We start from the raw sequence: 23,910 nt of genomic DNA, 5'->3' as shown, positions 1-23,910 counted from the left end.
ATTAGATTACAAATTGCCCTGGACCCAGCGCTTTATACGCTCCAGGACTGAATTCTTGGGTTCGTCACTGCTGTATCCGCCGGTGACAACCGGCACATTGTCGGATTGCTTCTGCAACCCATAGAGCAACAGGCCTACACCTGTTGAATAAATTGGGTTACGTACAACATCGGTCAGCCCCTTGACCGTCTGCGGTACGCCAAGACGCACCGGCATATGGAAAATCTCCTCGGCAAGTTCAACTGCCCCTTCCATCTTTGCAGTACCGCCGGTTAATACGATCCCTGCCGGAATCAAGTCTTCATATCCGCTGCGGCGCAACTCTGCCTGAACAAGCGTGAAGAGCTCATCGTAACGCGGCTCTACTACCTCAGCCAATGCCTGACGCGAAAGTTCGCGAGGCGGCCTTTCTCCCACACTGGGCACCTTGATGGTCTCCCCAGCCCCCGCCAGTTTTGCCAGAGCACAAGCATACCGAATCTTGATCTCTTCCGCATATTGTGTAGGCGTTCGCAAAGCCATGGCGATGTCATTTGTGACCTGATCGCCTGCAATGGGAATGACTGCTGTATGACGAATGGCTCCCTCTGTAAAAATGGCTATATCAGTGGTTCCCCCACCGATGTCTACTAGGCATACGCCTAGCTCCTTCTCATCATCCGTCAGGACGGAATATGCAGAAGCCAGTTGCTCAAGAATGATGTCGTCGACCTCCAGTCCGCAACGACGAACACATTTCTCGATGTTTTGAGCAGCATTAACGGCACAGGTCACTACGTGGACTTTAGCCTCCAGACGAACACCGGACATACCAAGCGGCTCACGTACACCTTCCTGGTTGTCGATGACATAGTCTTGAGCCAAAGTGTGCAAGACCCGTTGATCAGCTGGTATCGCCACAGCTTGAGCTGCGTCAAGAACACGATCGATATCAGCAGGGCTGACCTCCCGATCACGAATAGCCACGATACCGTGGGAATTCAAACTACGGATATGGTTGCCTGCAATGCCTACAAATGCCGAATGAATACGGCAGCCCGCCATGAGCTGGGCCTCTTCTACTGCGCGCTGAATCGACTGGACCGTGGATTCGATATTGACCACTACGCCTTTTTTCAGACCGCGGGAAGGATGCGTGCCGATGCCCACAATCTCGACCTGACCATCGGAAGACACCTCACCCACCAAGGCCACAACCTTTGAGGTTCCGATGTCCAGTCCGACGATCATCTTGCCGCTCTGCACGTTCGCCATGTTTATTGAATTCTCCTCAATTCTTTATTCGGCACGGGCTGACGCTACAGTTGTGGGAGCTACCGGCTCACGCCACGCCACCGCCAGCCCGTTTGGATAACGCAAGTCGATGCGAGCAATATTGGCCATCTGATCCTTGAGTACTTGGTCATACATCTTGACGAAGCGCCGCATCTTGTCCACGAGGTCATCACGACCAAAAATCAATTCAACGCCCTGACCCGTAGTCAGGAACCAACTCCCCCGATCATGCATTTCTAGCCGCGTAACCGTGAATCCAAGTGGACGCAGCATCTGACTGAACAATTGATACTGCTGCATCACCTGCTGCTGCGCACGTTGCGGCCCATAGAGGCGTGGCAGGTTGTCGTAATGTGCCAAATCCTTGGGTGCAAAGGCCTCGCCCTGGTTATTCAGCAGGGCTTCGTCCCCCCAGCGCGCAACAGGGAGCTGCTCCTCAAGATGGATGGCGACTTCATCCGGCCAAACACGGCGAACCTCTGCATGGGCAATCCAGGGCATCTGCTCAAGTGCCTGACGCATATTGGCCAGATCGATTGAAAAGAATGTCCCGTCAGCATAGGGCGCGATACGTTGCTGCACAGCCTCTCGGCTGATGTAGCTCAGGTCACCTTCGACATTCACCTTCGTGATTGGACGATCCGCATAAGGCAGCAGCTGTTGAGACAGCTCATATGTGCCGAAGCCAAGCCCTACCAGCAGAAGTGGCCAGGCCACACGCTTGAAGAGATTGAAGCTGGGCTTTGGCAGCCGAGCCGAGACAGGCTCCTTTTCCACCAGGCGGCTTGCACCACGCGGTGGTACCTTGCCACGAAGTGGCGTGCGACCCAATCCAGGTTGTGTATGACGAAGTGTCGTGACCATGTTAGCCCCTCGACTCCATTGTGCCTGCCAGAACCGTCAGGACAAGTTGTTGATAATCAAGGCCTGTGGCCTTGGCTGCCATGGGAACAAGGCTATGGTCCGTCATGCCAGGGACAGTATTGACTTCCAGCAGCCAGAACCGACCTTCTTTATCCTGCATGACATCAACGCGCGCCCAGCCAGCAGTCCCCACGACCTCACAGGCATGACGAGCCAATACCTTGAGCTCCAACTCACGCTCCTCATCAAGGCCACACGGAACCTGATAGCGAGTGTCGGATGCCAGGTATTTGGCGTCATAGTCATAGAAGTCGTGGGTAGTACCCAGACGAATAGGCGGCAGTACCTGATCGCCCAACAGGGCGACAGTAAACTCAGGACCGCTAATCCATTGTTCGACAAGAACTTGCGAATCGTACGTCGAGGCGGACTGCCAAGCAGTGATCAGCTCATTAACACTGTTCACCTTGGCCATACCAATGCTGGAACCTTCATGGGCGGGTTTGACGATAAGTGGAAACCCGAGTTCCTCAGCAGCCTTCCGACAATCAGACTCACAGCACAAAACGGCGTATTTAGGCGTGGGCAGGCCCTGACTCAACCAGAGGTGTTTTGTTTTCAGCTTATCCATGGCCAATGCGGAAGCCAGCACCCCACTTCCCGTATAGGGTATACCCAGGCACTCCAACAGCCCTTGCATGCTACCGTCTTCCCCACCCCGTCCATGCAGGACGATAAAGGCACGGTCTACCTGTTCAGTGTACAAACGCTGCAGCAGGTCCTGACCAACATCGATACCGAACGCATCAACGCCCGCAGTCTGCAGCGCAGCCAGCACCATTTTCCCTGAATTAAGGGAAACTTCGCGCTCGGCACTCTTGCCACCATACAACACGGCAACACGACCGTAATCGGCCGGCTGGATCGACATTGGATCAAGGATGGCGCTCATAGCGACTTCCTCAGAAAGTCAGAATTGAACAAGGGGCTTTTTATCAATTGCGGAGCCAGAGTGCCGATATCACCAGCACCTTGGCAGAGGAGAATATCCCCAGCCCTCAGGAGAGGCTTGATAAGAGGAGCAAGCTCGGTACCACGCTCGATGTAGATTGGGTCTAGCTGACCACGTTGACGGATACTATGACAGAGACGGCGGCTGTCGGCACCTGGAATCGGCTCTTCACCTGCCGGATAGACTTCCATCAACAACAATACATTGGCATCAGCCAGGACCTGCACGAAATCATCGTACAAATCACGTGTACGGCTATAGCGATGAGGCTGATAAACCATGACCAGGCGGCGCTCAGGCCAACCACCACGAACGGCCTTTATTACCGCAGCCACTTCACGGGGATGATGACCATAATCATCTACCAGCATCACACTGCCATTTTCGACAGGCAGTTCACCGTATACCTGAAAGCGACGACCTACTCCCTGGAATTCAGACAGGCCCGCCACGATGGCGTCATCGCTAAGCCCTTCATCTGTTGCAATGGCGATAGTTGCCAGCGCGTTGAGTACATTATGTACTCCTGGCATGTTCACAGACACCGCCAAGGGTTCACGACCATTGCGAAGCACGGTGAAATAGGTACGCATGCCTTTTTGGCGGATATCGACTGCGCGGACGTCTGCATCCTCGCCGGTGCCGTAAGTCACCGTGGGACGCGCAACCTGAGGAATGATCTCACGTACGACCGGATCGTCAACGCACAGTACAGCCAGTCCATAGAACGGCAAATTATGCAGAAAATCGATAAAGGTTTTCTTCAGCCGACTGAAGTCCCCTTCATACGTATCCATGTGATCGGCGTCGATATTGGTTACTACCGCCACCATAGGCTGAAGATGCAGAAAGCTCGCATCACTTTCATCAGCCTCGGCAACGAGATAACGACTGGTTCCAAGTTGAGCATTAGTCCCTGCTGCATTCAGGCGACCACCGATGACAAAGGTAGGATCGAGGCCTTCGGCCGCCAGCACGGAAGCAATCAGACTTGTAGTTGTGGTTTTCCCATGAGTACCTGCTACTGCAATTCCATGCCGGTACCGCATCAGCTCAGCCAGCATTTCAGCGCGAGGAACCACAGGAATACGGTTTTCCAGGGCAGCTGCCACTTCAGGGTTGGACTTGTTGATAGCGCTGGAAACGACTAGTACGTCCACGCGCTCAAGATTTTCGGCGCTATGACCTATATAAATCTTGGCACCAAATTGCTGCAAGCGCTCGGTAACAGGAGAAGCCCGGAGGTCGGAGCCGGATACTTCGTACCCCAGATTGAGCAGAACCTCGGCAATTCCACACATGCCTACGCCGCCGATTCCTACAAAATGAATTCGCCGAATGCTACGCATACGACGCACTTCTGCCTGGATTGCGCTCTGGGATTTAACCATTGGCTACCTCCAGGCAGGCATCTACCACGGCTCGGGTTGCATCAGGCTTAGCCAGGGCATGGCTACGAGTGGCCATGGCAGTTAATCGTTCGGGTTGCATCAAAACCTCAGTTAGCTGTGCGGCAATTGCCGTCGCATCAGTCATTTTCTGCGGGAACAAAAGGGCTGCGCCCTCGTTCACCAAAAATTCAGCATTGCGTGTCTGGTGATCATCAATGGCATGAGGCAGTGGGATCAGAAATGCCGGCAAGCCTGCGGCCGTAAGCTCACTTACCGTCAGTGCACCTGCGCGGCAGATCACAAGGTCAGCCCAGGCATAAGCCTGAGCCATATCCGAGATGAATGGCATCACCTCTGCATCAAGATTCGAGGAGCTATAGCGCTGCAGTGTTACTTCAGCATGTTGCCGCCCTGCCTGGTGTTTCACGTTAGGACGCAGGCCGGCGGAAACCTGAGCAAGCGCTTCAGGCACAAGTTTATTGATAGGCTCTGCACCAAGGCTGCCACCCAAAATCAGCAGATTGGCCCTACGCCCTTCAAAAGAAGGCCGTACGGTTTGCAGGAAAAGCTCCTTGCGAACAGGGTTACCTGTACTTAACCGCTTGGGAGACGCGGCGAACGTGGCAGGAAAACCCTCGCATACTTTTTTTGCGATAGGCGCAAGCAGGCGGTTTGCAGTACCGGCAACTGCATTCTGCTCGTGAATAATCAGGGGGACGCCAGACAAACGAGCCGCCATACCGCCAGGCCCCGTGACGAAGCCACCCATACCCAGCACACAGACAGGCTTGAGAGTACGCATGATGCCGAGCGCCTGCATTAGGGCTCCGCTGAGCTGAAAGGGAGCTTTCAGCAGTGACTGCATGCCCTTACCACGCAGTCCGGTAACGGTAATACGGTGCAAGGGAAGACCTGCTTGCGGGACGACATCATTTTCAATACCACGAGGCGTACCCAGCCAATGAACGGTATACCCCCGACTTTCAAACTCCCTGGCGCAGGCCAGCGCGGGAAAAACGTGTCCCCCAGTACCGCCTGCCATGATGAGGACATTACCGGACATCAGCAAAATCCTCTTCCGAAAACTCAACTTCCTCGTCGTTCATGAGTGTCCGTCTTTCCCACTCGATCCTAAGCAACAATGCCATGCTGATGCAGCAGATGATCAGCGAACTTCCGCCATAGCTTAAAAATGGCAGTGTCAGCCCCTTGGTAGGCAATAGCCCGACGTTTACGCCGATATTGATCAGGAACTGGCCAATCCAGAGCATGGAAAGTCCATACGCCATATAGGCTGCAAAATACTGTTTGGCCTGCTCTGCCCAATAGCCAATGTAAAGGCCGCGTACACATACAAAGAGAAACAACCCGACGGTGGCCAAGGCTCCGACAAGTCCTAACTCTTCTGCCAGAACGGCAAATACAAAGTCAGTGTGAGCCTCTGGCAGGTAGAACTGCTTCTGGATGCTGTTACCCAAGCCAAGTCCGAACCAGCCTCCTCGCCCAAAGGCGATCAATGCCTGGGTGAGCTGGTAGCCCGACCCAAATTGATCAGCCCAGGGATCGGTGAAGGTGATGAGACGCTGCATACGGTATTCCTGGGTTTGAACCAGGATAAACACCGCCAGAACAGCCAGGGCCACCATCAGAATGAAACGGAACAACCCTACGCCACCTAGGAACAGCATGACAGCGGCTGCCCCCATCATAACGACCGTCGCACCGAAGTCCGGCTCACGCAGCAGGAGCATGGCCAGCGGAAGCAGCACAATGAAAGGCTTGAAAAAACCGGCCCAACTACGTCGCACTTCCTGCTCTCGCCGCACCAGATAGCCGGCCAGGTAAATAACAACAAATACCTTGGCTATTTCGGAAGGCTGAACGTTAAACAAGCCGAAGCCAATCCAGCGCAACGATCCATTTACTTCACGGCCGATTCCGGGAATCAACACCATGATCAACAAGGCGAATGCTGCAATTAGCAGAGTTCCACCAAAACGCTGCCAGGTAGCCATTGGGATCATGAGCGTAGCTCCACAACCCACGACACCTATCGCCAGATAGATCAGATGACGAATCATGTAGTACAGCGGATTTCCAGCCTGAGCGGCTGCTACTTCCGACGATGCGGAGGTGATCATGACCAAGCCCAAACCGAGCAAGGCCAGACAGCCAGCCAGCAAAGGAAAGTCAAGATCAACACCGTTCCGGCTGATGAGCGGCGAAGGATAAGGGCGCAGCAAGGAAAACATCAATTAAGCGCCTCCACGGCCTGAGCAAACAACCGCCCACGCTCTTCAAAATTACGGAACATGTCCAGGCTTGCGCACGCTGGAGACAAGAGAACAGCATCACCAGGCTCAGCTAACGCTGCGGCTCTCTCGACGGCTTGCTCTAGTGTGGAGACATGAACGATCGCGATATCGGTATTCAAGGATTCAGCCAAGCGTTCAGCGTCCCGTCCAAGCAGAACGACTGCGCGGCAGAAAGCACTTATCGGTTTGCGGAGCGGTTCGAAATCGGCTCCTTTGCCATCGCCGCCAGCCAAAAGCACCAGCTTGCCTGCGATATCGCTTCCCAATCCTTCGATAGCAGCCAACGCAGCACCTACGTTGGTAGCTTTTGAATCGTTGTAATAGTGCACACCAGCCTTCTCACCTACCCACTGGCAACGGTGAGCCAAACCTGAAAACTCGCGAAGTGCTTCCAGCATCGGCTCGAAAGGCAATCCGGCAGCATGTCCCAAGGCTAGCGCAGCCAAGGCATTGGCCTGATTATGGGCGCCACGAATCTTTAGGTCCTTTACAGGCATGAGCGGATCGAACTGAAAAGCCAGCCACTTCTCACCGTCGTGCTCACGCAGGCCGAAGCCGTTGAAATCCGGCTGACCACAACCAAATGTCCAGCATGGGACTTGCTCGGACACCAACGGGCGAGACAAGGGATCATCCCGATTGACGACCACCTGACGTGCGCCTCTGAAGATCCGGTGCTTGGCCAGATGGTAAGCAGCCATACCACTGTAGCGATCCATATGATCTTCACTGACGTTCAATACCGTGGCCACCTCAGCGTTCAACCGCTCACAGGTTTCCAATTGAAAACTGGACAGCTCAAGTACATAAAGGTCGACATTGTCGCCCAACAGATCCAACGCTGGCGTCCCAAGGTTTCCGCCTACACCGACGTGCTTGCCCGCCTTGCGGGCCATTTCACCAACAAGGGTCGTTACGGTACTTTTAGCGTTAGACCCAGTAATCGCAACGATAGGCGCCTTGGCCAGACGGGCAAACAATTCAATGTCACCGGAAAGCCTGACGCCCTGCTCCGCCGCCTTCTGAATTGCAGGCGTCTGCAATGACAAGCCGGGGCTGACATAAAGCTCACTGGCGCGGCTCAAGAAATCGGCATCCAATTCACCACAGCGCACTTCTACCTGTGGATAGTGGGTGCGCAGTGTTTCCAGCTCAGGCGGGTTTTCCCGCGTGTCCACCACAGCGAATGGAACACCTTGGCGCGCCAAATGGCGAACCAGCGACATGCCACTCTTGCCAAGGCCTACAACAATGCGGAACTGGTCGGAAGCGATCAGGCTCATGGTTGTCTTACCTCAGCTTCAACGTAGCCAGGCCGATCAGCACCAGAATTACGGTGATGATCCAGAACCGGACGATAACGCGCGGCTCAGGCCAGCCTTTGAGTTCAAAATGGTGGTGTATCGGTGCCATGCGAAAAACACGACGGCCGGTGAGTTTGAAGGAGGCAACCTGAATCATTACTGACAGGGTCTCCATCACAAACACCCCACCCATGATGAAGAGCACAATTTCCTGTCTGACGATGACCGCAATGGTGCCCAGTGCCGCACCCAGCGCCAGTGCGCCCACATCACCCATGAAAACCATGGCGGGATAGGTGTTGAACCACAGAAAGCCCAGTCCGGCTCCGATCAGCGCGCCACAAAAGACGATTAGCTCACCAGAACCTTCTACGTAGGGAATCAGCAAGTAATCAGCAAACTTCACGTTACCGGATAGGTAGCAAAAGATACCCAAGGCACCACCTACCATTACGGTCGGCATAATGGCCAGACCGTCCAGGCCATCAGTCAGGTTAACGGCGTTACTGGATCCGACGATCACAAAGTAGGTCAGCACAACGAAGAAAATCCCAAGCGGGATTTCGATGTTTTTCAGCAGCGGGACAATGAATGTCGTCTCGATAGGTGTCTTGGCTGTCACATAAAGGAAGATTGCTGCTCCCAAGCCGAAGACCGATTGCCAGAAATATTTCCACCGGCTGGGTAAGCCTCGAGAATTTTTTTCGATTACCTTGCGATAGTCATCCACCCAGCCAATGGCACCGAATAAGAATGTAACGGCCAGCACGGTCCACACATATCGATTGGAAAGATCAGCCCAAAGCAGCGTGCTGATACCAATCGACGTTAGGATGAGCGCGCCCCCCATCGTAGGTGTACCCGACTTTGAAAGGTGCGACTGCGGACCATCGTTACGTACTGCCTGGCCAATCTGCCGTATCTGCAAGGTACGGATCATCCATGGCCCCAAGGCAAGCGAAAGCACAAGCGCTGTCAACACGCCAAAAATGCCGCGTAGGGTCAGGTACTGAAAGACCGCGAAGCCCTTGTAAAACTGTTGCAGGAACTCCGCCAACAGCAGCAACATCAGTGTTTCTCCTCAACATCTTTATTGCACAGCGCGAAAACGACGTTATCCATCGCCGCACTACGCGAACCTTTGATCAAAAATGTGGATTCAGGAGCCGCCTCGAGAAACAATGCCTCGATTAACGCAGCCCGATCATCGAAATGCCGTGCATCGGCCCCAAATGCCTCAGCGGCATGCTTCATGAGAGGACCTACGGCGTAGAAAGCGGATACCTTACCTTTCGCATACTCGCCGACTTCGCGGTGAGCAGATTCAGCCCATTCGCCCAATTCACCCATATCGCCCAAGACAAGAACGGTACGGCCAGAAAACCCTGTCAGTACATCGACAGCGGCTTTCATGGAGCCGGGGTTGGCGTTATAACTGTCATCGATAACACGTGAATCGTTGATACCCAGTTTGCTTACTGTCCGCCCCTTGACCGGCTGCAACGCCTCAAGCCCCTGGACAATATGTGCAAGCTCCACACCCAGGGCATGGGCGGCCGCGGCCGCGGCCAGTGCATTGACAACATTGTGCTCGCCTAGCAGATTTAGCTGAATGTCAGTAGAACCCGCCGGGCTGAGCAGCGTGAAGGAAGGGCAGCCATGAGCATCACGAACAATATTCGCAGCCCGGAATATAGCCGTGTCATTCAGGCCAAAGCTGATAACGTTGCGCCCCTTGGCACGCTTTCTCCATATTTCGAAGGCCTGATCGTCTCGATTCAATATGGCAGTGCCGTTTGCTGCCAACCCCTCCAGGATTTCACCCTTGGCTTCGATAATCTTTTCGACGCCACCAAACTCTCCTACATGGGCTCGTCCTGCATTGGTAATGATCGAGACGTGGGGATGGGTCAGTCCTACGGTATAGGCGATCTCGCCCAGGCGTGAGGCTCCCAGCTCGATAACGGCATACTGATGGCTCTGCTCCAGCCTCAATAGCGTCAGCGGAGCACCCAGGTCGTTGTTCAGATTGCCTTGAGTTGCCAGTGTCGAGCCCAGCGTATTCAAAATGGCAGCCAGCATTTCCTTGACTGTGGTCTTGCCGCTTGACCCCGTCACGGCAACCACAGGGCCAGAAAACGAGAGCCGGTTAAGCTCACCCAACTGCCCCAGGGCGACACGGGTGTCTTTGACGATTAGCTGAGGAATGTCCAGGCCAGGCTGCGCTTTTTCTACCAATGCAGCGACAGCGCCTTTCGCCGCTACGCTGGATAGATACGCGTGACCATCGAACCGAGGCCCTGTAAGTGCAACAAAGAGTTGTCCAGCCTCAAGTGTGCGACTGTCCGTAGAGACCGCTGTAAAACTTACATTTCCACCTTTCAGGGAAGCTGAAAGCGGTTCGGTCAAATCCTGGAGAAACATTGGTTTAAGCATGGCTTTCATCCCTTGCAACCAGCTCGCGAGCGGCCTGCTCCAGATCAGAGAAAGGCATCCTAACCCCGTTGACCTCCTGATAGTCCTCATGCCCTTTTCCAGCAATGAGCACTACGTCGTCACGGGAAGCCTCTCCAATGGCATACGCAATGGCTTCGTCGCGAGCGGGTATAAATGTGGCACGCGCCGGTTCATTAAAACCGGCACGGATATCGTCGATAATTCGAGCGCTGGACTCGGTACGAGGATTGTCATCGGTAACGATAACGGCATCGGCCAGCCGCTCAGCAATGCGAGCCATCAGCGGGCGCTTGCCACTGTCTCGATCACCACCACAGCCAAACACGCAGATCAATCGCCTCTTGGCATGAGGTCGTAAGGCAACCAGAACTTGTTCAAGCGCGTCAGGAGTATGGGCATAATCGACAACGACCAGGGGTTGCGTACCGCCTCCCAGGCGCTGCATTCGCCCGACGGGTCCCTGAAGCTCAGGCATTACACGCTGGATATGGCTCAAAGTGAATCCCATACCCAGCAGAGCCCCTATCGCTGCGAGCAAGTTGCTGAGATTGAAGCGACCAATCAATGGGCTGACCAGCCCGGCCTCTCCCTCTGGCGTTACAAGACTCGCCTCGATACCCGCATCGCTAAAAGCGATGTGTTTGCAATACAGCGTAGCGGCGGGATTTTCCAGGCTGAACGTAATAAGCCGAGAGGCATGCTCGACTTCAGCCAGGCGACAGCCCTGCTCATCATCCAAATTGATTACACGTGCCCGTAAAGACGGCCACTGGAAAAGCTTGGCCTTTGCGGCGGCGTAAGCCTCCATCGTGCCATGATAATCAAGATGATCTCGAGACAGGTTGGTGAACACGGCCACATCAAACTGCACAGCCGCCACACGGCCCTGCTCCAGACCATGAGAAGAAACCTCCATTGCAACAGCTTGAGCACCCTGCTCCTTGAGTGCAGCCAACGCTGCCTGAACCGCAAAGGGATCTGGCGTGGTATGTCGACCGGCCTCAAGTGCTCCCCAAAACCCTGTCCCCAACGTGCCTACGATGCCGCAGCGCTGCCCTAGGCGATCACAGGCTTGGGCGATTAGCTGCGTCACGCTGGTCTTACCATTGGTACCGGTAACGCCTATCAGCGTAAGAGCAGCGCTGGGCTCGCCATAAAAACGCCCTGCAATGGCTGAAAGCTCGGCGCCCAGCTCTTTGACTGGCACAAGAGGTACCGAAGCGGGAGGCAAATCGGGGGCTTGATCTGCCTCATAGACGATTGCCGAGGCACCATTGGCAATCGCTTCGGCAATATGTAAACGCCCATCACGCACTCCGCCAGGTACTGCAAAAAAAACGGATCCTGGCTGGATACGTCGACTGTCCAGGCAAAGTGCTTTTACAGAAACATCACTACTGGCCTGCGGTATCAACCGGGTGAGAGACATCATCAGCCACGCCCTCCACTGGATACTTCAGTAGCGCTGGCTTGCTCCTGCTCTGGCAACGGAGCGACATTGTCGGGGGAAACATTCATGAGTCGCAAAGCACCCGCCATGACTCGGCTGAAAACAGGCGCAGAGACCACGCCGCCGTAATATCCGCCCTTGCTGGGCTCATCAATGACGACCACCATGGCAATACGCGGATTGCTGGTCGGCCCGAAGCCGGCAAAAAGGGAACGATAGGAATTCTGGGTATATCCTTTGGCACCTACTGCGGCCTTACGGGCGGTACCACTCTTGCCAGCCACGTGATATCCCGGCACCTGAGCACGGAACACACCGGTAGGCGCTTCAACTACCTGCTGCAGCATTCCCTGAAGGGTTTTGGCTACCTGTTGAGGAACCACCTGGGAGCCTTGAGGGGAACGCTCAACGCGTGTCAGGGACAACGGGATAAAACTTCCATCATTGGCTAACGTAGCGTAGGCATGCGCCAGCTGGATAGCGGTGATGGAAAGACCATAGCCATATGACAATGTGGCTGTTTCTGCTGGATGCCACTTACGGTAGTTGGGTAGATTGCCTACACGCTCACCGGGAAAGCCCAGACCAGTGTCCTGCCCAAGGCCAAACTGGCGCATGGTGTTGTAAATGGTTTCGCCGCCGATATCGAAAGCAATCTTGCTCATGCCCACGTTACTGGACTTGATCAGAATACCTGTCAGGTCCAGGGGGCCCTGGCTGCGAGCCACGTCCTTAATCGTGTAACGGCCGATCTGCAGATAACCAGGATAAACATTCACCGTGTCCGATGGCTTCCAGCGTCCACTTTCAAGAGCAGCGCTCATCGAAAGCGGCTTCATGGTGGATCCTGGCTCGAACACATCGATCATGGCCCGGTTGCGCATGCTGGCCGGGTTCAGATTGCGACGGTTGTTCGGATTGTAGGTAGGCTGGTTAACCATGGCGAGGATCTCGCCAGTCTTAACGTCAACCATCGTCAGGCTACCGGACACTGCGCCAAACTGCGCCAGTGCGTTGCGCAATTCGCGATTTGCAAGGTACTGAAGGCGCAGGTCAATGGACAAGGCAATCGAATTGCCCGGCTTAGCGTTTTTTGCAACCTGAACGTCCTTGATGACCCGACCTCGCCGGTCTTTCAGAACCTGCCGTTTGCCTGGGACACCAGCCAGCCAATCATTGAACGCCAGCTCAACGCCTTCACGGCCGCGATCATCAATGTCGGTAAACCCCACGACATGTGCAGCCACTTCACCCGCCGGATAAAAACGGCGAAATTCCTCGATGTCATAAACACCAGGAATCTTGTGCTGCTTGACCGTAGCCATGACGGCTTCGCCCTGCTCCGGTGTTATTCCCCGAACCAGGTAAAGAAACTCTCGATTTGAATTCTGCTCCAGACGCTTTGCCAAATCGCCGTAAGGCTGGCCTACAGACTCCGCCAGAATCGACCATTTATCTTTGGCACCAGCCAGCTCCTTAGGGTTTATCCAGAGTGTGCTGACAGGCGTACTGACAGCCAGCGGCTCACCATTACGATCCGTGATCAGGCCACGGTGGGCAGCAATGGGAATGGTTCTGACGCTTCGGGCATCTCCCTGCCCCTTGAGGAAGGCACGATCAATGACATGCAGGTCAACGACACGCCAGCCAATAGCGGCGACCATACCTGCCAAGCCAATGACAACCAGGCGAAATCGCCATGGATGTTGAATGCCCTCCAGCTTCATCATGGCGCCACCATCTTGATCTCTTCAGGATCAGGAATGCGCATCTTGAGTTGATCGCTGGCTAATGCCTCGATGCGGCTGTGAGCCGTCCAGGTGCTTTGCTCAAGCAACAGACGCCCCCATTCCGCCTGGGCCTTGTCTCGAACGCTTAACTCGGAATACAGGGTATTAAGCAACTGCCGGTTCCAGTGGGCGCTGTAAGCGACAGCAACAGCGGACAGCAGGACGGCCATGAATAGAACCAACATGGTCGTACTGCCCTTGGGCAGACGCTTTACAAAGAGACTACTCATCGCAGCTTCTCCGCAATACGCATGACTGCACTTCGGGACCGAGGGTTGACGGACAGTTCAGCCTCGGAGGCATACACAGGCTTGCCTACCAGCAAGGCGCGGGGCTCAAAAGCCAGCGTACGAATAGGAAGATTTCGTGGAAGCTTATCGGCCTCGCCCTTAGCCAGGCGACGCATGAAGAGCTTGACGATTCTGTCTTCCAGAGAGTGAAAACTGATCACCACGAGCCGGCCGCCTACGGCCAGACTTTCAAAGGCCGCTTCCAGACCTCTTTCCAGATCGCCCAACTCGTTATTGATGAAAATCCGGATACCCTGAAACGCTCGCGTGGCAGGATGCTTGCCTTTTTCCCAAGCAGGATTCGCGTCAGTCAATACCTGGGCCAGATCAGCCGTACGCGTAAAGGGTGTGACGTCCCTGCGCTGTACCACAGCCCTGGCCATCCGCTTGGCGAATCGCTCTTCACCGTACTCTTTGAATACGCGACTGATTTCATCTTCCGGTGCGGTTGCAATCCACTCGGCGGCGCTTATACCGCGAGAGGGATCCATACGCATATCCAGAGGACCATCATGCATGAAGCTGAACCCGCGCTCGGGATCATCCAGTTGAGGAGAGGACACGCCCAGATCGAGAAGCACGCCATCCGTACGTCCCATCCAGGCGCGCTGCAACAGTTCTTCGCCTATGTCGGCAAAGCTTCGCTGCACAATGACAAAGCGGCCATCTTCGGCCGCCAGTGCTTGTCCCGACTGGATCGCTTGGGGATCCTTGTCGAAACCAAGCAGGCTTCCGCTTTTAAGTCGTGCAAGAATTGCACGGCTATGCCCTCCGCGGCCAAATGTGCCATCGACATAGAGGCCTTCGGGACGCACAGCCAGGGCTTCGACGGCTTCGTCGAGCAAGACAGTGACATGGCTGAACGTAGTGGTCATATTCACAGGATTAAATCGCGCAGTTCTTCCGGCAAACCGCCGGGTTCCTTGATTGCCTTGAGGTCGCTTTCACACAGACCATTCCAGGCATCCTCATCCCACAGCTGAAACTTGTTCAGCTGCCCTACCAGTACAGCGCGCTTATCCAGACGAGCATAATCCCTCAAGCGGGGCGGCACTAAAAAGCGCCCGTTCCCATCCAGCTCAAGGTCTACCGCATTACCGATTAGCAAACGCTGCAAACGACGTGTTTCTTCTCTTAAAGATGGAAGTTCACGGAGTTTGCTTTCGATGATTTCCCATTCGGGAAGGGGATAAACACAAAGGCAAGTATCAATGGCATCAATCGTTACGATGAGCTGGCCGGCACAGCGCTCTAGAAGCTCATCACGATACCGGCTCGGCATCGTAAGGCGCCCCTTGGCGTCAAGGCTGATGGCATTCGCTCCACGGAACAAGTTGCTTCTTCCTTTGGCTGGCTTTCCCTACCATTAAATCCCACTTTTAACCACTTCGTACCACCGGGCACACTATATTGACGCGCTCCCCCCACCGTCAAGGCGAGGCCATGGCACAAAAAGGCTTGCAGACTAAGGAGTTACAGAAATTATGGGGCTTTTAGCGAAACGGTGACGAACATACTTTTCCGACAAACGGAAATTAACTCAACTAATTGCCTCGACTAGTTAAAGTAATTTCTCAGATAGGGTTATCAGCAAGGATGTGAAGCAGGAGAAGGAAGAGTGAGTGGAGAGTCGATCTGTAAGCCGGGTTCTGTCGAGAACAGTCATTCCTCTAGGACAGCCATCACTGACTGCCTCAAGCAACCTACCCGAATCCAGCGCGGGCCACGCCTATGGATTCCTATTTGGTCTTGCTCCAGGTGGGGTTTACCTAGCCACGAACTGTTGCCAGCCGTGCGGTGCGCTCTTACCGCACCTTTTCACCCTTACCGGCGCTTGCGCGCTTAGGCGGTTATTTTCTGTGGCACTTTCCGTAGGCTCACGCCTCCCAGGCGTTACCTGGCACCTTGCCCTATGGAGCCCGGACTTTCCTCCCCTCCTGCTGCTTGCGCAGCGGGAGCAGCGACTGTCCGATCGACTCTCCGGGCGCAAGGGTACCTAGATGCCAGGCGTATAACAACCTTGATCTTTTCCTAATGCTTGTTCTGTTGCTCCAAAGCAAATTGGTACAGCATGTTCTTACGCTCTCCTGTGATTTCAGCGGCCAACGCAGCCGCGCGTTTGAGAGGCATTTCAGCGAGCAATATATTTAAAATTCGCACCGCCTCGGGCGTCAGGGAATCCTTTTCAGGCGACTCGTAACCGGAGATCAATAAAACGCACTCTCCGCGCTGTTGATTGGAATCGGATCGGATCCAGTCGACCAGCTCACCAAGCGGTGCGTCCTTGATGGTTTCAAACGTCTTGGTCAGTTCACGGGCTAATACAGCAACGCGTTCGTCTCCCATGATTGCAGCAAGATCTTCAACACTTTCCAGCAACCGATGGGGCGCCTCGTAGAAAATCAAGGTCCGCTCTTCCTGCTTCAAGGCATCCAGGCGGCTTCGTCGCGCCGTGGCCTTTGCAGGCAGAAAGCCCTCGAAAATAAACCGGTCAGATGGGAGCCCGGCCGCTGACAGTGCCGCTATGACAGCACTGGCTCCCGGAACTGGCACAACAGGGATTTGCGCAGCACGCGCCTGTCGCACCAGATGGAAACCCGGATCGGAAATCAGGGGTGTTCCTGCATCGGAGACCAGAGCAACACTCCCCCCTTCGAGCAAACGGTTGATGAACCGCCCACCCTGCTCGCGCTCATTATGATCATGGCAAGCGGCCAGAGGGGTATTGATCCCGAAATGCTGCAACAAGCGCGAAGAATGGCGCGTATCTTCAGCGGCAATCAACGACACTTCTTTCAGAATGCGAAGCGCCCGAGCACTGATGTCCTCCAAATTACCTATGGGGGTCGCGACGATATAAAGCGTGCCGGGAGTGCTCATAATGAAACTCTTGTATCAATAAAGGCCTCCATTGTACGCGTTTCGAGGCATCGCTATTCGCGCCGCTCACCAGCACTCGCTACAATCCAGCCAATTAATTGTTTTGCGCCAGGAATTACGCCATGACTGTTCGCCTGCGTACGCTAGTTAGCGTTCCACTTATTAGCCTACTTGCCGCCTGTGCAAGCTCGCCTTCCAACACATTAGGTGAGCTGCCTCGTATCCCCCAGGCCAACATACAGCAATTGCTTGAGCAGGCAGGTAGTGATACATCAGAGAAGGCCAACATGCTGCGCCTCTCCGCTGCCGAGATTGCCTACAAGCAGCAAAACTTCACGCAGGCCAAGCAGATACTGGGCAGCATTCAACTGCAGCAATTGAAGCCTATACCGCAGGTATACGCCAGCACCCTGAGAGGCGAAATTGCTTTAGCGGAAAATCAGCCAAAGGAGGCTCTGAAAGCACTCCAACAGCCTGGCTTCGAACACCTGAGCGAGCTGCCTGTCGAGCAGCAGATCAGTGTATCCATGGTAAAGGCACGCGCCCTGCAGGCAGACAACCAGACCCTGGCGGCAGCCAAGGAGCGCATTTTTATTGCCCCGCTTCTCAAAAGTGATCAGGCCAGCGCCAACCACGAAGCCATCTGGAGCCTGATTTCGGCTCTTCCTGCCGACCAACTCCAATCTGTGGCAGGCAACAATGAGCTTAATGGCTGGCTGGCACTGGCCGCTATCACTCATTCAAACGGCTCACTGGATGATCAGCTCGCCGCCATTGATGACTGGCGCAAGCAGAATCCAAATCATCCAGCCGCCTCGCATCTTCCGCAAGCGCTTGAAAAGCTGCGCAACCTGGAGCAGCAGCCGCTGACACATATCGCCTTGCTGCTACCGCAACAGGGACAACTTGCCAATGTATCCCGCGCCTTACAGGACGGCTTCATGGCTTCGCTTTACGAGAGTCAGCAAAACGGCCAGACACCTCCTGCCGTATCCTTTTACGACAGCACACAGGTCCGCTCCATTGACGACTTTTATCGTCAGGCCAAAGCCGACGGCGCCCAGCTGGTGGTTGGTCCGCTAGAGAAAAGCCTGGTCAAGCAACTCAGCGATCATCAACAGCTACCTTTGCCTACTCTTGCGCTCAACTACAGCGACAGCCAAGGCGTAGGCCCAAAGCAGCTCTATCAGTTCGGTCTGGCGGCAGAGGATGAGGCACGCGAAGCGGCCGACCGCGCAGCAGAAGAAGGCAAGCACACTGCGGTAGCGATGGTTCCGCGCGGCGATTGGGGCGACCGTGTACTGGCAGCCTTTGACCAGGAGTGGCGGGCAAAGGGCGGCATGCTGCTTGGAGCCGAGCGAATCGATCAGCCGGTAGAGCTGGCACGCCAGATTACGCGTCTGCTGCAAAACCGTCAGGGCGGGCAAAGCATTGACTTTATCTTCCTTGCAGCAACACCCCAACAGGCTCGCCAGATCAAGCCTACGCTGGCGTATCAATATGCTGGAGATATACCCGTCTACGCCACTTCACACCTGTATTCCGGCAGCAGCAACCCTGCTCAGGATCAGGACCTGAACGGAATTCAGTTCTGCGAAACACCGTGGCTGCTTAATACCAACGATCCTGTTCGCCGCAAGGTCGTCACTCAGTGGCCCCAAGCGTCCAGCAGCCTGGGTCGCCTATATGCCATGGGAGCAGATGCTTACTTGCTTTCTACTCGTCTGCCACAGCTCAAGGCGCTCCCCAATACGCAAATAAATGGCCTGTCAGGTGACCTGACACTAAGCCCGACGCAGCGCGTGATGCGCAGACTACCTTGGGCCCAGTTCGTCAATGGGCAGGTTCAGCCTGTTTCACAATCCGGTACGCTGTGAAAACCACGACGCGAGAAAGTGGGCAGGCCGCCGAAGATCAAGCGCTTGCCTACCTGCAGAAACAAGGGCTCAAACTTGTAGTCCGCAACTGGTCGCGGCGTAGCGGCGAGCTTGATCTGGTCATGCTCGACAGGGATACAGTAGTATTTGTAGAAGTACGCTCCAGGCGTCATATTGCCTGGGGCGGAGCCGTTGAAAGCATTGACGCCAGAAAGCGTCAACGTCTGATTGCAACCGCACAGCTTTTTCTTCAAAGCGAGTCTCGTTGGGCTAAATCCCCTTGCCGCTTTGATGTTGTTGCGCTCAGCCCTGCAGCCGGCAGTACCTCTTCGCATCTCGAATGGATCAAGAACGCATTCGATTCCTGAGTAGTTTTACAAGGTCAAGCAAACCCGATGGACACGCAAGCCCGCATTACCAAACTTTTCCTGGACAGCATTGAGACCAAGCGTCAGGCCATGGATGTGCTTGTTCCTCACATCGAGCATGCCAGCCAGGTAATGGTCAATGCACTATTGAATGAAGGAAAAATCCTGTCCTGCGGAAACGGTGGCTCCGCAGGAGATGCCCAGCATTTTTCATCAGAGCTTCTCAATCGTTTTGAGCGTGAGCGCCCAAGCCTGCCCGCCCTCGCCTTGACAACCGACAGCTCGACCCTGACCTCAATTGCGAACGACTATAGCTACAACGAAGTCTTCTCAAAGCAAATTCGGGCGCTGGGCCAGCCTGGCGATGTACTGCTTGCCATTTCCACCAGCGGAAACTCAGCCAATATAATCCAGGCCATACAAGCTGCCCATGACCGCGAGATGACAGTTGTAGCGCTTACCGGGCGAGACGGGGGCGGCATGGCCTCGCTGCTTCTGCCAGAAGATATCGAGATTCGCGTCCCAGCCAAAGTAACAGCACGCATTCAGGAAGTGCATCTGCTAGTCATCCACTGCCTGTGCGACCAGATAGATCAGCAACTGTTCGGGAGTGAAGAATGAAAAAATGCTTGGCACTGTCCTGCCTCGCCCTCACCGTCGTACTCAGCGGCTGCAGCGGCTTTCTAAGCGCAACCCGTGACGACCCCATCGCGGACAACCGCGGTACGCGGACCATCGGTAGCAAGATTGATGATTCACTGATCGAGACCAAGGCAAAAGTGAATATATCCAAGGCTAACCCTGACCTGGATAAGTCGCACATTGTCGTTGTCAGCTATAACGGAGTAGTTCTACTGGCCGGCCAGACTCCGCGTCCAGAACTCAAGGCACAGGCCGAGCAGGTTGCGCGCAACGTACAACGTGTAAAGCTGGTTCATAACGAACTCCAGGTACTTGAGCCCTCTTCTTTGCTAGCTCGCAACAACGACACCTGGATTACCACAAAGATCAAAAGCAAGATGCTTACTGATAACAGTGTGCCTGCCTCTCGTATCAAGATAGTCACGGAAAATGGCATTGTTTACATGCTTGGCCTGGTGACGCACCAAGAAGCCAATCTGGCCACAAACGTTGCTCAGAGCGTCTCTGGTGTTCAAAGGATCGTGAAACTCTTCGAGTACATTGACTGATTCGAGCATAAAAAACCCGCCATATGGCGGGTTTTTTTGTGGTTACTTTTTTACTGTACGGAAGCAGTCTGCTCGGCCAATACCAGCTGACCACCCTGTACGGGGATCTGCTTACCGGGATCACGATCCATGCGGACCTGCCCCACCTTGCCATCCAGCAGATACTTGACGTCGTAAGCCACCACTTTTTCGCTCGCGTCTGTAACCGTGCTGCAGCGCTTTTGCGTGGTGGTATAGGTATCGGAGTTCTGCATGTGCTCCTGGGTTTTGTTACCTACGTAACCTCCACCCACAGCCCCGGCGACAGTAGCAAGCTTCTTGCCATTACCCCCACCGACCTGATTACCCAGCAGACCACCGACTACAGCGCCGATGGCAGTCCCAGCAATCTGATGCTGATCCTGTACAGGCCGGCGATGTGTAACCGCTACATCCTTACAGACTTCACGGGGCGTTTTGATCGTTTCCTTGACCGGTTGGACGGCTACGACCTCAGCGAACTTTGGACCTCGATCTGAAACACCATAGGCAACAGCACCTCCAGCCGTAACCAGAACTGCGCCCAATACCGTTCCAACGAGCATCGATTTATTCACGTCAATCTCTCCTGATTCACCAACAAGGCATCCACCTTATTCCAAGCCTTGGACATCAAGGCCTGTCATCAAGTTCCTTTGCTGCTGGTGGTATCAGGTCTTCCGAGTTCAAATTCAGCCAGATCAACACAACGTTTGCGATATAGATCGAAGAATAAGTTCCTGCGAGCACACCAATAAACAAGGCAACCGAGAAACCGAAGAGGTTATCGCCTCCAAAAACCAGCAATGCTGTAATTGCCAACAATGTGGAAATGGAGGTCGCCAAGGTTCTGAGAAGTGTCTGCGTAGTAGAGATGTTGATGTTATCGATCAGGCTTGCTTTGCGTAAAACACGGAAGTTTTCACGTACCCGGTCAAACACCACGATGGTGTCGTTCAATGAATAGCCAATGATAGCCAGTACTGCAGCCAGAACGGTCAGATCGAACGTAACCTGGAAGAACGACAGCACGCCAAGCGTAACAATAACGTCGTGCACGAGAGACAGGATCGCCCCCAACGCAAACTTCCACTGGAAACGAAAGCCGACGTAAAGCAATACCCCGCCCAGCGCCAGAAGCATTCCGAGTCCACCCTGGTCCCGCAGCTCTTCCCCTACCTGGGGACCTACGAACTCGACACGCGTAACAGAAGCCGGATTATCGTTACTGGCCTGCTGCAGTGCAGCCGCAACCTTCTGACCTAGCTGCGCATCATCGCCGGGCATACGTACCAGCACATCGGTAGTCGCACCAAAGCTCTGAACAACAGCATCCTTAAAGCCCGAACGCTCCAGTTGAGTACGAATGCTTCCCAAATCCGCTGCTTTCTCATAGCGCAGCTCAATCAGGGTTCCGCCTGTGAAATCCAAGCCAAAATTGAGTCCCTTGATAGCCAGGCTACCAATGGCAATCAATGTAAGCACCAGTGTCAGGGCGAACGCAACATTGCGCACGCCCATGAAATTAATGGTTCGTTTCATCGCAGCTCCTCAAATCCACAGCTTCTTGATGTTACGGCCGCCAAAGCTCAGGTTGACCATTGCGCGAGTCACCATGATGGCTGTGAACATGGAGGTGAAAATACCGAGCGACATTGTGACAGCGAAGCCCTTGACCGGGCCGGTGCCCATTGCAAACAGGATCGCGCCGACGAGAAGCGTAGTCAGGTTGGCATCGACAATCGCACTGAACGCCCTGCTGAAACCTTCATGAATGGCTCGCTGTACGTGCATACCATTCGCCAGTTCTTCGCGGATACGCGAGAAGATCAATACGTTGGCATCAACCGCCATACCCATTGTCAGAACGATACCGGCAATGCCTGGCAGCGTAAGCGTTGCATTAAGGACAGACATCAACCCGATCAAAAGAACCATGTTGAAGCCCAACGCCACTGTCGCGATCACGCCAAAGACGCGGTAGATCACGATGATAAACAGGGAGACAAAAACCATTCCCCAGAGCGCAGCATCAAGGCCCTTGGCAATATTATCTGCACCAAGGCTTGGGCCCAGCGTTCGCTCCTCAGCGAAATACATGGGCGCGGCAAGACCACCAGCACGCAACAGCAGCGCAAGCTCGGAGGCTTCACCAGAACCATTCAGCCCTGTAATACGGAAACTGTTGCCCAGCGCTGACTGGATGGTAGCCAGACTGATAATACGGCGATCTTCCTGGAAGCTTGGTACGGCGACATCCTTTTCAACACCATTAACGATCTGACGCTCGTAGCGAGTCACCGGCTTCTGCTCAATGAACACAACGGCCATGCTGCGTCCAATGTTCCCACGCGTAGCACGACTCATCAGATCACCACCGTGACCATCCAGTTTGATGTTCACTTGCGGGCGACCATTTTCATCAAAGCTTGCAGAAGCGTCTGTAACCTGATCACCCGTGATGATTACACTGCGTTCCAGCGGAACGGATTGACGACCGGCATCACGGAACTCAAAGCTTTCTGTAGCACTGCGTGGAGTATCTTGCGTTGCTGCCAGACGGAACTCCAGGTTCGCCGTCTTGCCGAGAATACGCTTCGCTTCTGCAGTGTCCTGTACGCCAGGCAACTCTACTACGATACGGTTAGCGCCTTGACGCTGAACAAGCGGCTCGGCCACACCCAGCTCGTTCACACGGTTACGAACCGTAGTAAGGTTCTGTTTGATGGAATATTCACGAATCTCCGTCAGCTTCGCCTGAGACAGTTCAAGGCGTAGCACCTGAAGATTGTCACGCGCTTCATTTGTCAGAACGAAGTCGTTGTAATTCTTTCGGATCAGATCGGACGCTTGTTCCAGTGCTTGCGCATCAGCAAAGCCTAGCTGAATGACATTGCCCTGCTGGGGAAGACTGCGGTAGCGGACTCTCTCGCGACGAAGCAGTGTCTTCACTTCGCTGTCGTACACCTTCATACGTGCATCGACAGCCTTATCCATATCAACGGATAGCAGGAAATGCACACCACCCGACAGGTCAAGACCCAACTTCATTGGACTTGCGCCAAGCTTGCGCAGCCATTCGGGCGTAGTCGGGGCTAGGTTAAGCGCAACGACATAGTCATCACCCAAGGCCTTGCGCACTACGTCCTGAGCCGGCAATTGATCATCCGCCTTACTCAACCGAATGAGCCCGCGCTTACCATCACTGGCAAGATCGACAGCCTTTACGCTGATATTGGCGTCGGCCAGCGCCTTGGTAATGTTATCCAATTCCGCCTGACTCACCGTCAGTTCCGTGCTTGAGCTGCTGATTTGAATAGCAGGATCATCGGGGTAGAGATTGGGCGCGGAATAAATGAAGCCGACCACCAGCACTGCCAGGATCAGCAGGTATTTCCATAAGGGATATTTATTGAGCATGACACCGCC

The 23,910-nt window shown here is 54.5% G+C and carries 22 protein-coding genes and 1 other RNA gene; 4 read left to right on the top strand and 19 right to left on the bottom strand.

Annotated elements, in window-relative coordinates; all coding sequences use genetic code 11:
* Window positions 1-6 precede the first annotated feature (6 nt).
* The 16 genes from ftsA to rsmI all read right to left on the bottom strand — a co-directional run bounded on the left by ftsA (window position 7) and on the right by rsmI (window position 17,028).
* The gene (gene ftsA / locus QWJ10_RS04985) at window positions 7-1,254 is read right to left on the bottom strand and encodes a cell division protein FtsA (protein WP_010795312.1); all 1,248 of its coding nucleotides are present in this window, start codon (window positions 1,252-1,254) and stop codon (window positions 7-9) included.
* A gap of 24 nt (window positions 1,255-1,278) precedes the next feature.
* Window positions 1,279-2,139, bottom strand: coding sequence for a cell division protein FtsQ/DivIB (locus QWJ10_RS04980; protein WP_010795313.1), 861 nt, complete (start codon window positions 2,137-2,139; stop codon window positions 1,279-1,281).
* Window position 2,140: 1 nt separating this feature from the next.
* A complete protein-coding gene (locus QWJ10_RS04975; RefSeq protein WP_289924615.1) occupies window positions 2,141-3,091 on the bottom strand; it encodes a D-alanine--D-alanine ligase in 951 nt (316 codons plus the stop codon).
* The gene (murC, locus tag QWJ10_RS04970; RefSeq protein WP_289924614.1) at window positions 3,088-4,542 is read right to left on the bottom strand and encodes a UDP-N-acetylmuramate--L-alanine ligase; all 1,455 of its coding nucleotides are present in this window, start codon (window positions 4,540-4,542) and stop codon (window positions 3,088-3,090) included. Before murC ends, QWJ10_RS04975 begins: the two co-directional genes overlap by 4 nt.
* A complete protein-coding gene (gene murG, locus QWJ10_RS04965) occupies window positions 4,535-5,605 on the bottom strand; it encodes an undecaprenyldiphospho-muramoylpentapeptide beta-N-acetylglucosaminyltransferase (protein WP_019366774.1) in 1,071 nt (356 codons plus the stop codon). The genes murC and murG overlap by 8 nt, the downstream gene beginning before the upstream one ends.
* A complete protein-coding gene (gene ftsW, locus QWJ10_RS04960) occupies window positions 5,595-6,794 on the bottom strand; it encodes a putative lipid II flippase FtsW (RefSeq protein WP_019366775.1) in 1,200 nt (399 codons plus the stop codon). Before ftsW ends, murG begins: the two co-directional genes overlap by 11 nt.
* Window positions 6,794-8,140, bottom strand: coding sequence for a UDP-N-acetylmuramoyl-L-alanine--D-glutamate ligase (gene murD / locus QWJ10_RS04955; protein ID WP_289924613.1), 1,347 nt, complete (start codon window positions 8,138-8,140; stop codon window positions 6,794-6,796). Before murD ends, ftsW begins: the two co-directional genes overlap by 1 nt.
* A 7-nt stretch (window positions 8,141-8,147) precedes the next feature.
* A complete protein-coding gene (gene mraY / locus QWJ10_RS04950; RefSeq protein ID WP_019366777.1) occupies window positions 8,148-9,230 on the bottom strand; it encodes a phospho-N-acetylmuramoyl-pentapeptide-transferase in 1,083 nt (360 codons plus the stop codon).
* Window positions 9,230-10,597 carry a UDP-N-acetylmuramoyl-tripeptide--D-alanyl-D-alanine ligase gene (gene murF / locus QWJ10_RS04945; RefSeq protein ID WP_289924612.1) on the bottom strand — a complete coding sequence of 456 codons (1,368 nt, stop codon included), beginning with the start codon at window positions 10,595-10,597 and terminating at the stop codon, window positions 9,230-9,232. Before murF ends, mraY begins: the two co-directional genes overlap by 1 nt.
* Window positions 10,590-12,053 carry a UDP-N-acetylmuramoyl-L-alanyl-D-glutamate--2,6-diaminopimelate ligase gene (locus QWJ10_RS04940; protein ID WP_289925054.1) on the bottom strand — a complete coding sequence of 488 codons (1,464 nt, stop codon included), beginning with the start codon at window positions 12,051-12,053 and terminating at the stop codon, window positions 10,590-10,592. The genes murF and QWJ10_RS04940 overlap by 8 nt, the downstream gene beginning before the upstream one ends.
* On the bottom strand, window positions 12,050-13,795 hold the full coding sequence (locus QWJ10_RS04935; RefSeq protein ID WP_289925052.1) for a penicillin-binding protein 2: 1,746 nt from the start codon (window positions 13,793-13,795) through the stop codon (window positions 12,050-12,052). The genes QWJ10_RS04940 and QWJ10_RS04935 overlap by 4 nt, the downstream gene beginning before the upstream one ends.
* Window positions 13,795-14,088: a cell division protein FtsL gene (ftsL, locus tag QWJ10_RS04930; protein ID WP_125887729.1), complete on the bottom strand. Its 294-nt coding sequence runs from the start codon at window positions 14,086-14,088 to the stop codon at window positions 13,795-13,797. The genes QWJ10_RS04935 and ftsL overlap by 1 nt, the downstream gene beginning before the upstream one ends.
* Complete coding sequence (rsmH, locus tag QWJ10_RS04925; RefSeq protein WP_289925050.1) at window positions 14,085-15,023, bottom strand: 16S rRNA (cytosine(1402)-N(4))-methyltransferase RsmH; 939 nt, start codon at window positions 15,021-15,023, stop codon at window positions 14,085-14,087. The genes ftsL and rsmH overlap by 4 nt, the downstream gene beginning before the upstream one ends.
* A gap of 2 nt (window positions 15,024-15,025) precedes the next feature.
* A complete protein-coding gene (gene mraZ, locus QWJ10_RS04920) occupies window positions 15,026-15,481 on the bottom strand; it encodes a division/cell wall cluster transcriptional repressor MraZ (RefSeq protein ID WP_010795325.1) in 456 nt (151 codons plus the stop codon).
* Between the two features lie 289 nt (window positions 15,482-15,770).
* An RNA gene (rnpB, locus tag QWJ10_RS04915) (RNase P RNA component class A) lies at window positions 15,771-16,128 on the bottom strand.
* Window positions 16,129-16,179: 51 nt separating this feature from the next.
* Window positions 16,180-17,028: a 16S rRNA (cytidine(1402)-2'-O)-methyltransferase gene (rsmI, locus tag QWJ10_RS04910; RefSeq protein ID WP_150346847.1), complete on the bottom strand. Its 849-nt coding sequence runs from the start codon at window positions 17,026-17,028 to the stop codon at window positions 16,180-16,182.
* Between the two features lie 122 nt (window positions 17,029-17,150).
* Here rsmI and QWJ10_RS04905 point away from each other — a divergent pair, with 122 nt between their 5' ends.
* The 4 genes from QWJ10_RS04905 to QWJ10_RS04890 are packed head-to-tail and all read left to right on the top strand — an operon-like array spanning window position 17,151 to window position 20,463.
* Window positions 17,151-18,905: a penicillin-binding protein activator gene (locus QWJ10_RS04905; RefSeq protein WP_289924611.1), complete on the top strand. Its 1,755-nt coding sequence runs from the start codon at window positions 17,151-17,153 to the stop codon at window positions 18,903-18,905.
* Complete coding sequence (locus QWJ10_RS04900) at window positions 18,902-19,273, top strand: YraN family protein (protein ID WP_239381374.1); 372 nt, start codon at window positions 18,902-18,904, stop codon at window positions 19,271-19,273. Before QWJ10_RS04905 ends, QWJ10_RS04900 begins: the two co-directional genes overlap by 4 nt.
* Window positions 19,274-19,300: 27 nt before the next feature.
* Window positions 19,301-19,894 (top strand): phosphoheptose isomerase, encoded by a 594-nt coding sequence (locus QWJ10_RS04895; RefSeq protein ID WP_010795329.1) that lies wholly within the window; start codon window positions 19,301-19,303, stop codon window positions 19,892-19,894.
* Complete coding sequence (locus QWJ10_RS04890; protein WP_010795330.1) at window positions 19,891-20,463, top strand: BON domain-containing protein; 573 nt, start codon at window positions 19,891-19,893, stop codon at window positions 20,461-20,463. The genes QWJ10_RS04895 and QWJ10_RS04890 overlap by 4 nt, the downstream gene beginning before the upstream one ends.
* A 50-nt stretch (window positions 20,464-20,513) precedes the next feature.
* Here the strand turns inward: QWJ10_RS04890 and QWJ10_RS04885 are convergent, their stop codons facing one another.
* Genes QWJ10_RS04885 through secD form a run of 3 tightly spaced genes read right to left on the bottom strand, consistent with a single transcriptional unit; the run spans window position 20,514 to window position 23,901 of the window.
* Complete coding sequence (locus QWJ10_RS04885) at window positions 20,514-21,059, bottom strand: glycine zipper 2TM domain-containing protein (RefSeq protein WP_010795331.1); 546 nt, start codon at window positions 21,057-21,059, stop codon at window positions 20,514-20,516.
* A 55-nt stretch (window positions 21,060-21,114) separates the two neighbouring features.
* Window positions 21,115-22,023, bottom strand: coding sequence for a protein translocase subunit SecF (gene secF, locus QWJ10_RS04880; RefSeq protein ID WP_010795332.1), 909 nt, complete (start codon window positions 22,021-22,023; stop codon window positions 21,115-21,117).
* Between the two features lie 9 nt (window positions 22,024-22,032).
* A complete protein-coding gene (secD, locus tag QWJ10_RS04875; RefSeq protein WP_197870935.1) occupies window positions 22,033-23,901 on the bottom strand; it encodes a protein translocase subunit SecD in 1,869 nt (622 codons plus the stop codon).
* Window positions 23,902-23,910: the final 9 nt, after the last annotated feature.

Source organism: Pseudomonas sp. WAC2 (assembly GCF_030403525.1).
GTDB lineage: Bacteria > Pseudomonadota > Gammaproteobacteria > Pseudomonadales > Pseudomonadaceae > Chryseomonas > Chryseomonas luteola.
The sequence above is the reverse complement of the archived record's forward strand: the minus strand, read 5'-3'. Positions and strand labels throughout refer to the sequence as shown.

What these genes read in the sequence shown, in the direction of transcription:
- ftsA (WP_010795312.1), bottom strand. Translation starts at nt 1,254, where the DNA reads ATGGCGAACGTGCAGAGCGGCAAGATGATCGTCGGACTGGACATCGGA.
- QWJ10_RS04980 (WP_010795313.1), bottom strand. Translation starts at nt 2,139, where the DNA reads ATGGTCACGACACTTCGTCATACACAACCTGGATTGGGTCGCACGCCA.
- QWJ10_RS04975 (WP_289924615.1), bottom strand. Translation starts at nt 3,091, where the DNA reads ATGAGCGCCATCCTTGATCCAATGTCGATCCAGCCGGCCGATTACGGT.
- murC (WP_289924614.1), bottom strand. Translation starts at nt 4,542, where the DNA reads ATGGTTAAATCCCAGAGCGCAATCCAGGCAGAAGTGCGTCGTATGCGT.
- murG (WP_019366774.1), bottom strand. Translation starts at nt 5,605, where the DNA reads ATGTCCGGTAATGTCCTCATCATGGCAGGCGGTACTGGGGGACACGTT.
- ftsW (WP_019366775.1), bottom strand. Translation starts at nt 6,794, where the DNA reads ATGTTTTCCTTGCTGCGCCCTTATCCTTCGCCGCTCATCAGCCGGAAC.
- murD (WP_289924613.1), bottom strand. Translation starts at nt 8,140, where the DNA reads ATGAGCCTGATCGCTTCCGACCAGTTCCGCATTGTTGTAGGCCTTGGC.
- mraY (WP_019366777.1), bottom strand. Translation starts at nt 9,230, where the DNA reads ATGTTGCTGCTGTTGGCGGAGTTCCTGCAACAGTTTTACAAGGGCTTC.
- murF (WP_289924612.1), bottom strand. Translation starts at nt 10,597, where the DNA reads ATGCTTAAACCAATGTTTCTCCAGGATTTGACCGAACCGCTTTCAGCT.
- QWJ10_RS04935 (WP_289925052.1), bottom strand. Translation starts at nt 13,795, where the DNA reads ATGAAGCTGGAGGGCATTCAACATCCATGGCGATTTCGCCTGGTTGTC.
- ftsL (WP_125887729.1), bottom strand. Translation starts at nt 14,088, where the DNA reads ATGAGTAGTCTCTTTGTAAAGCGTCTGCCCAAGGGCAGTACGACCATG.
- rsmH (WP_289925050.1), bottom strand. Translation starts at nt 15,023, where the DNA reads ATGACCACTACGTTCAGCCATGTCACTGTCTTGCTCGACGAAGCCGTC.
- rsmI (WP_150346847.1), bottom strand. Translation starts at nt 17,028, where the DNA reads ATGAGCACTCCCGGCACGCTTTATATCGTCGCGACCCCCATAGGTAAT.
- QWJ10_RS04905 (WP_289924611.1), top strand. Translation starts at nt 17,151, where the DNA reads ATGACTGTTCGCCTGCGTACGCTAGTTAGCGTTCCACTTATTAGCCTA.
- QWJ10_RS04895 (WP_010795329.1), top strand. Translation starts at nt 19,301, where the DNA reads ATGGACACGCAAGCCCGCATTACCAAACTTTTCCTGGACAGCATTGAG.
- QWJ10_RS04890 (WP_010795330.1), top strand. Translation starts at nt 19,891, where the DNA reads ATGAAAAAATGCTTGGCACTGTCCTGCCTCGCCCTCACCGTCGTACTC.
- secF (WP_010795332.1), bottom strand. Translation starts at nt 22,023, where the DNA reads ATGAAACGAACCATTAATTTCATGGGCGTGCGCAATGTTGCGTTCGCC.
- secD (WP_197870935.1), bottom strand. Translation starts at nt 23,901, where the DNA reads ATGCTCAATAAATATCCCTTATGGAAATACCTGCTGATCCTGGCAGTG.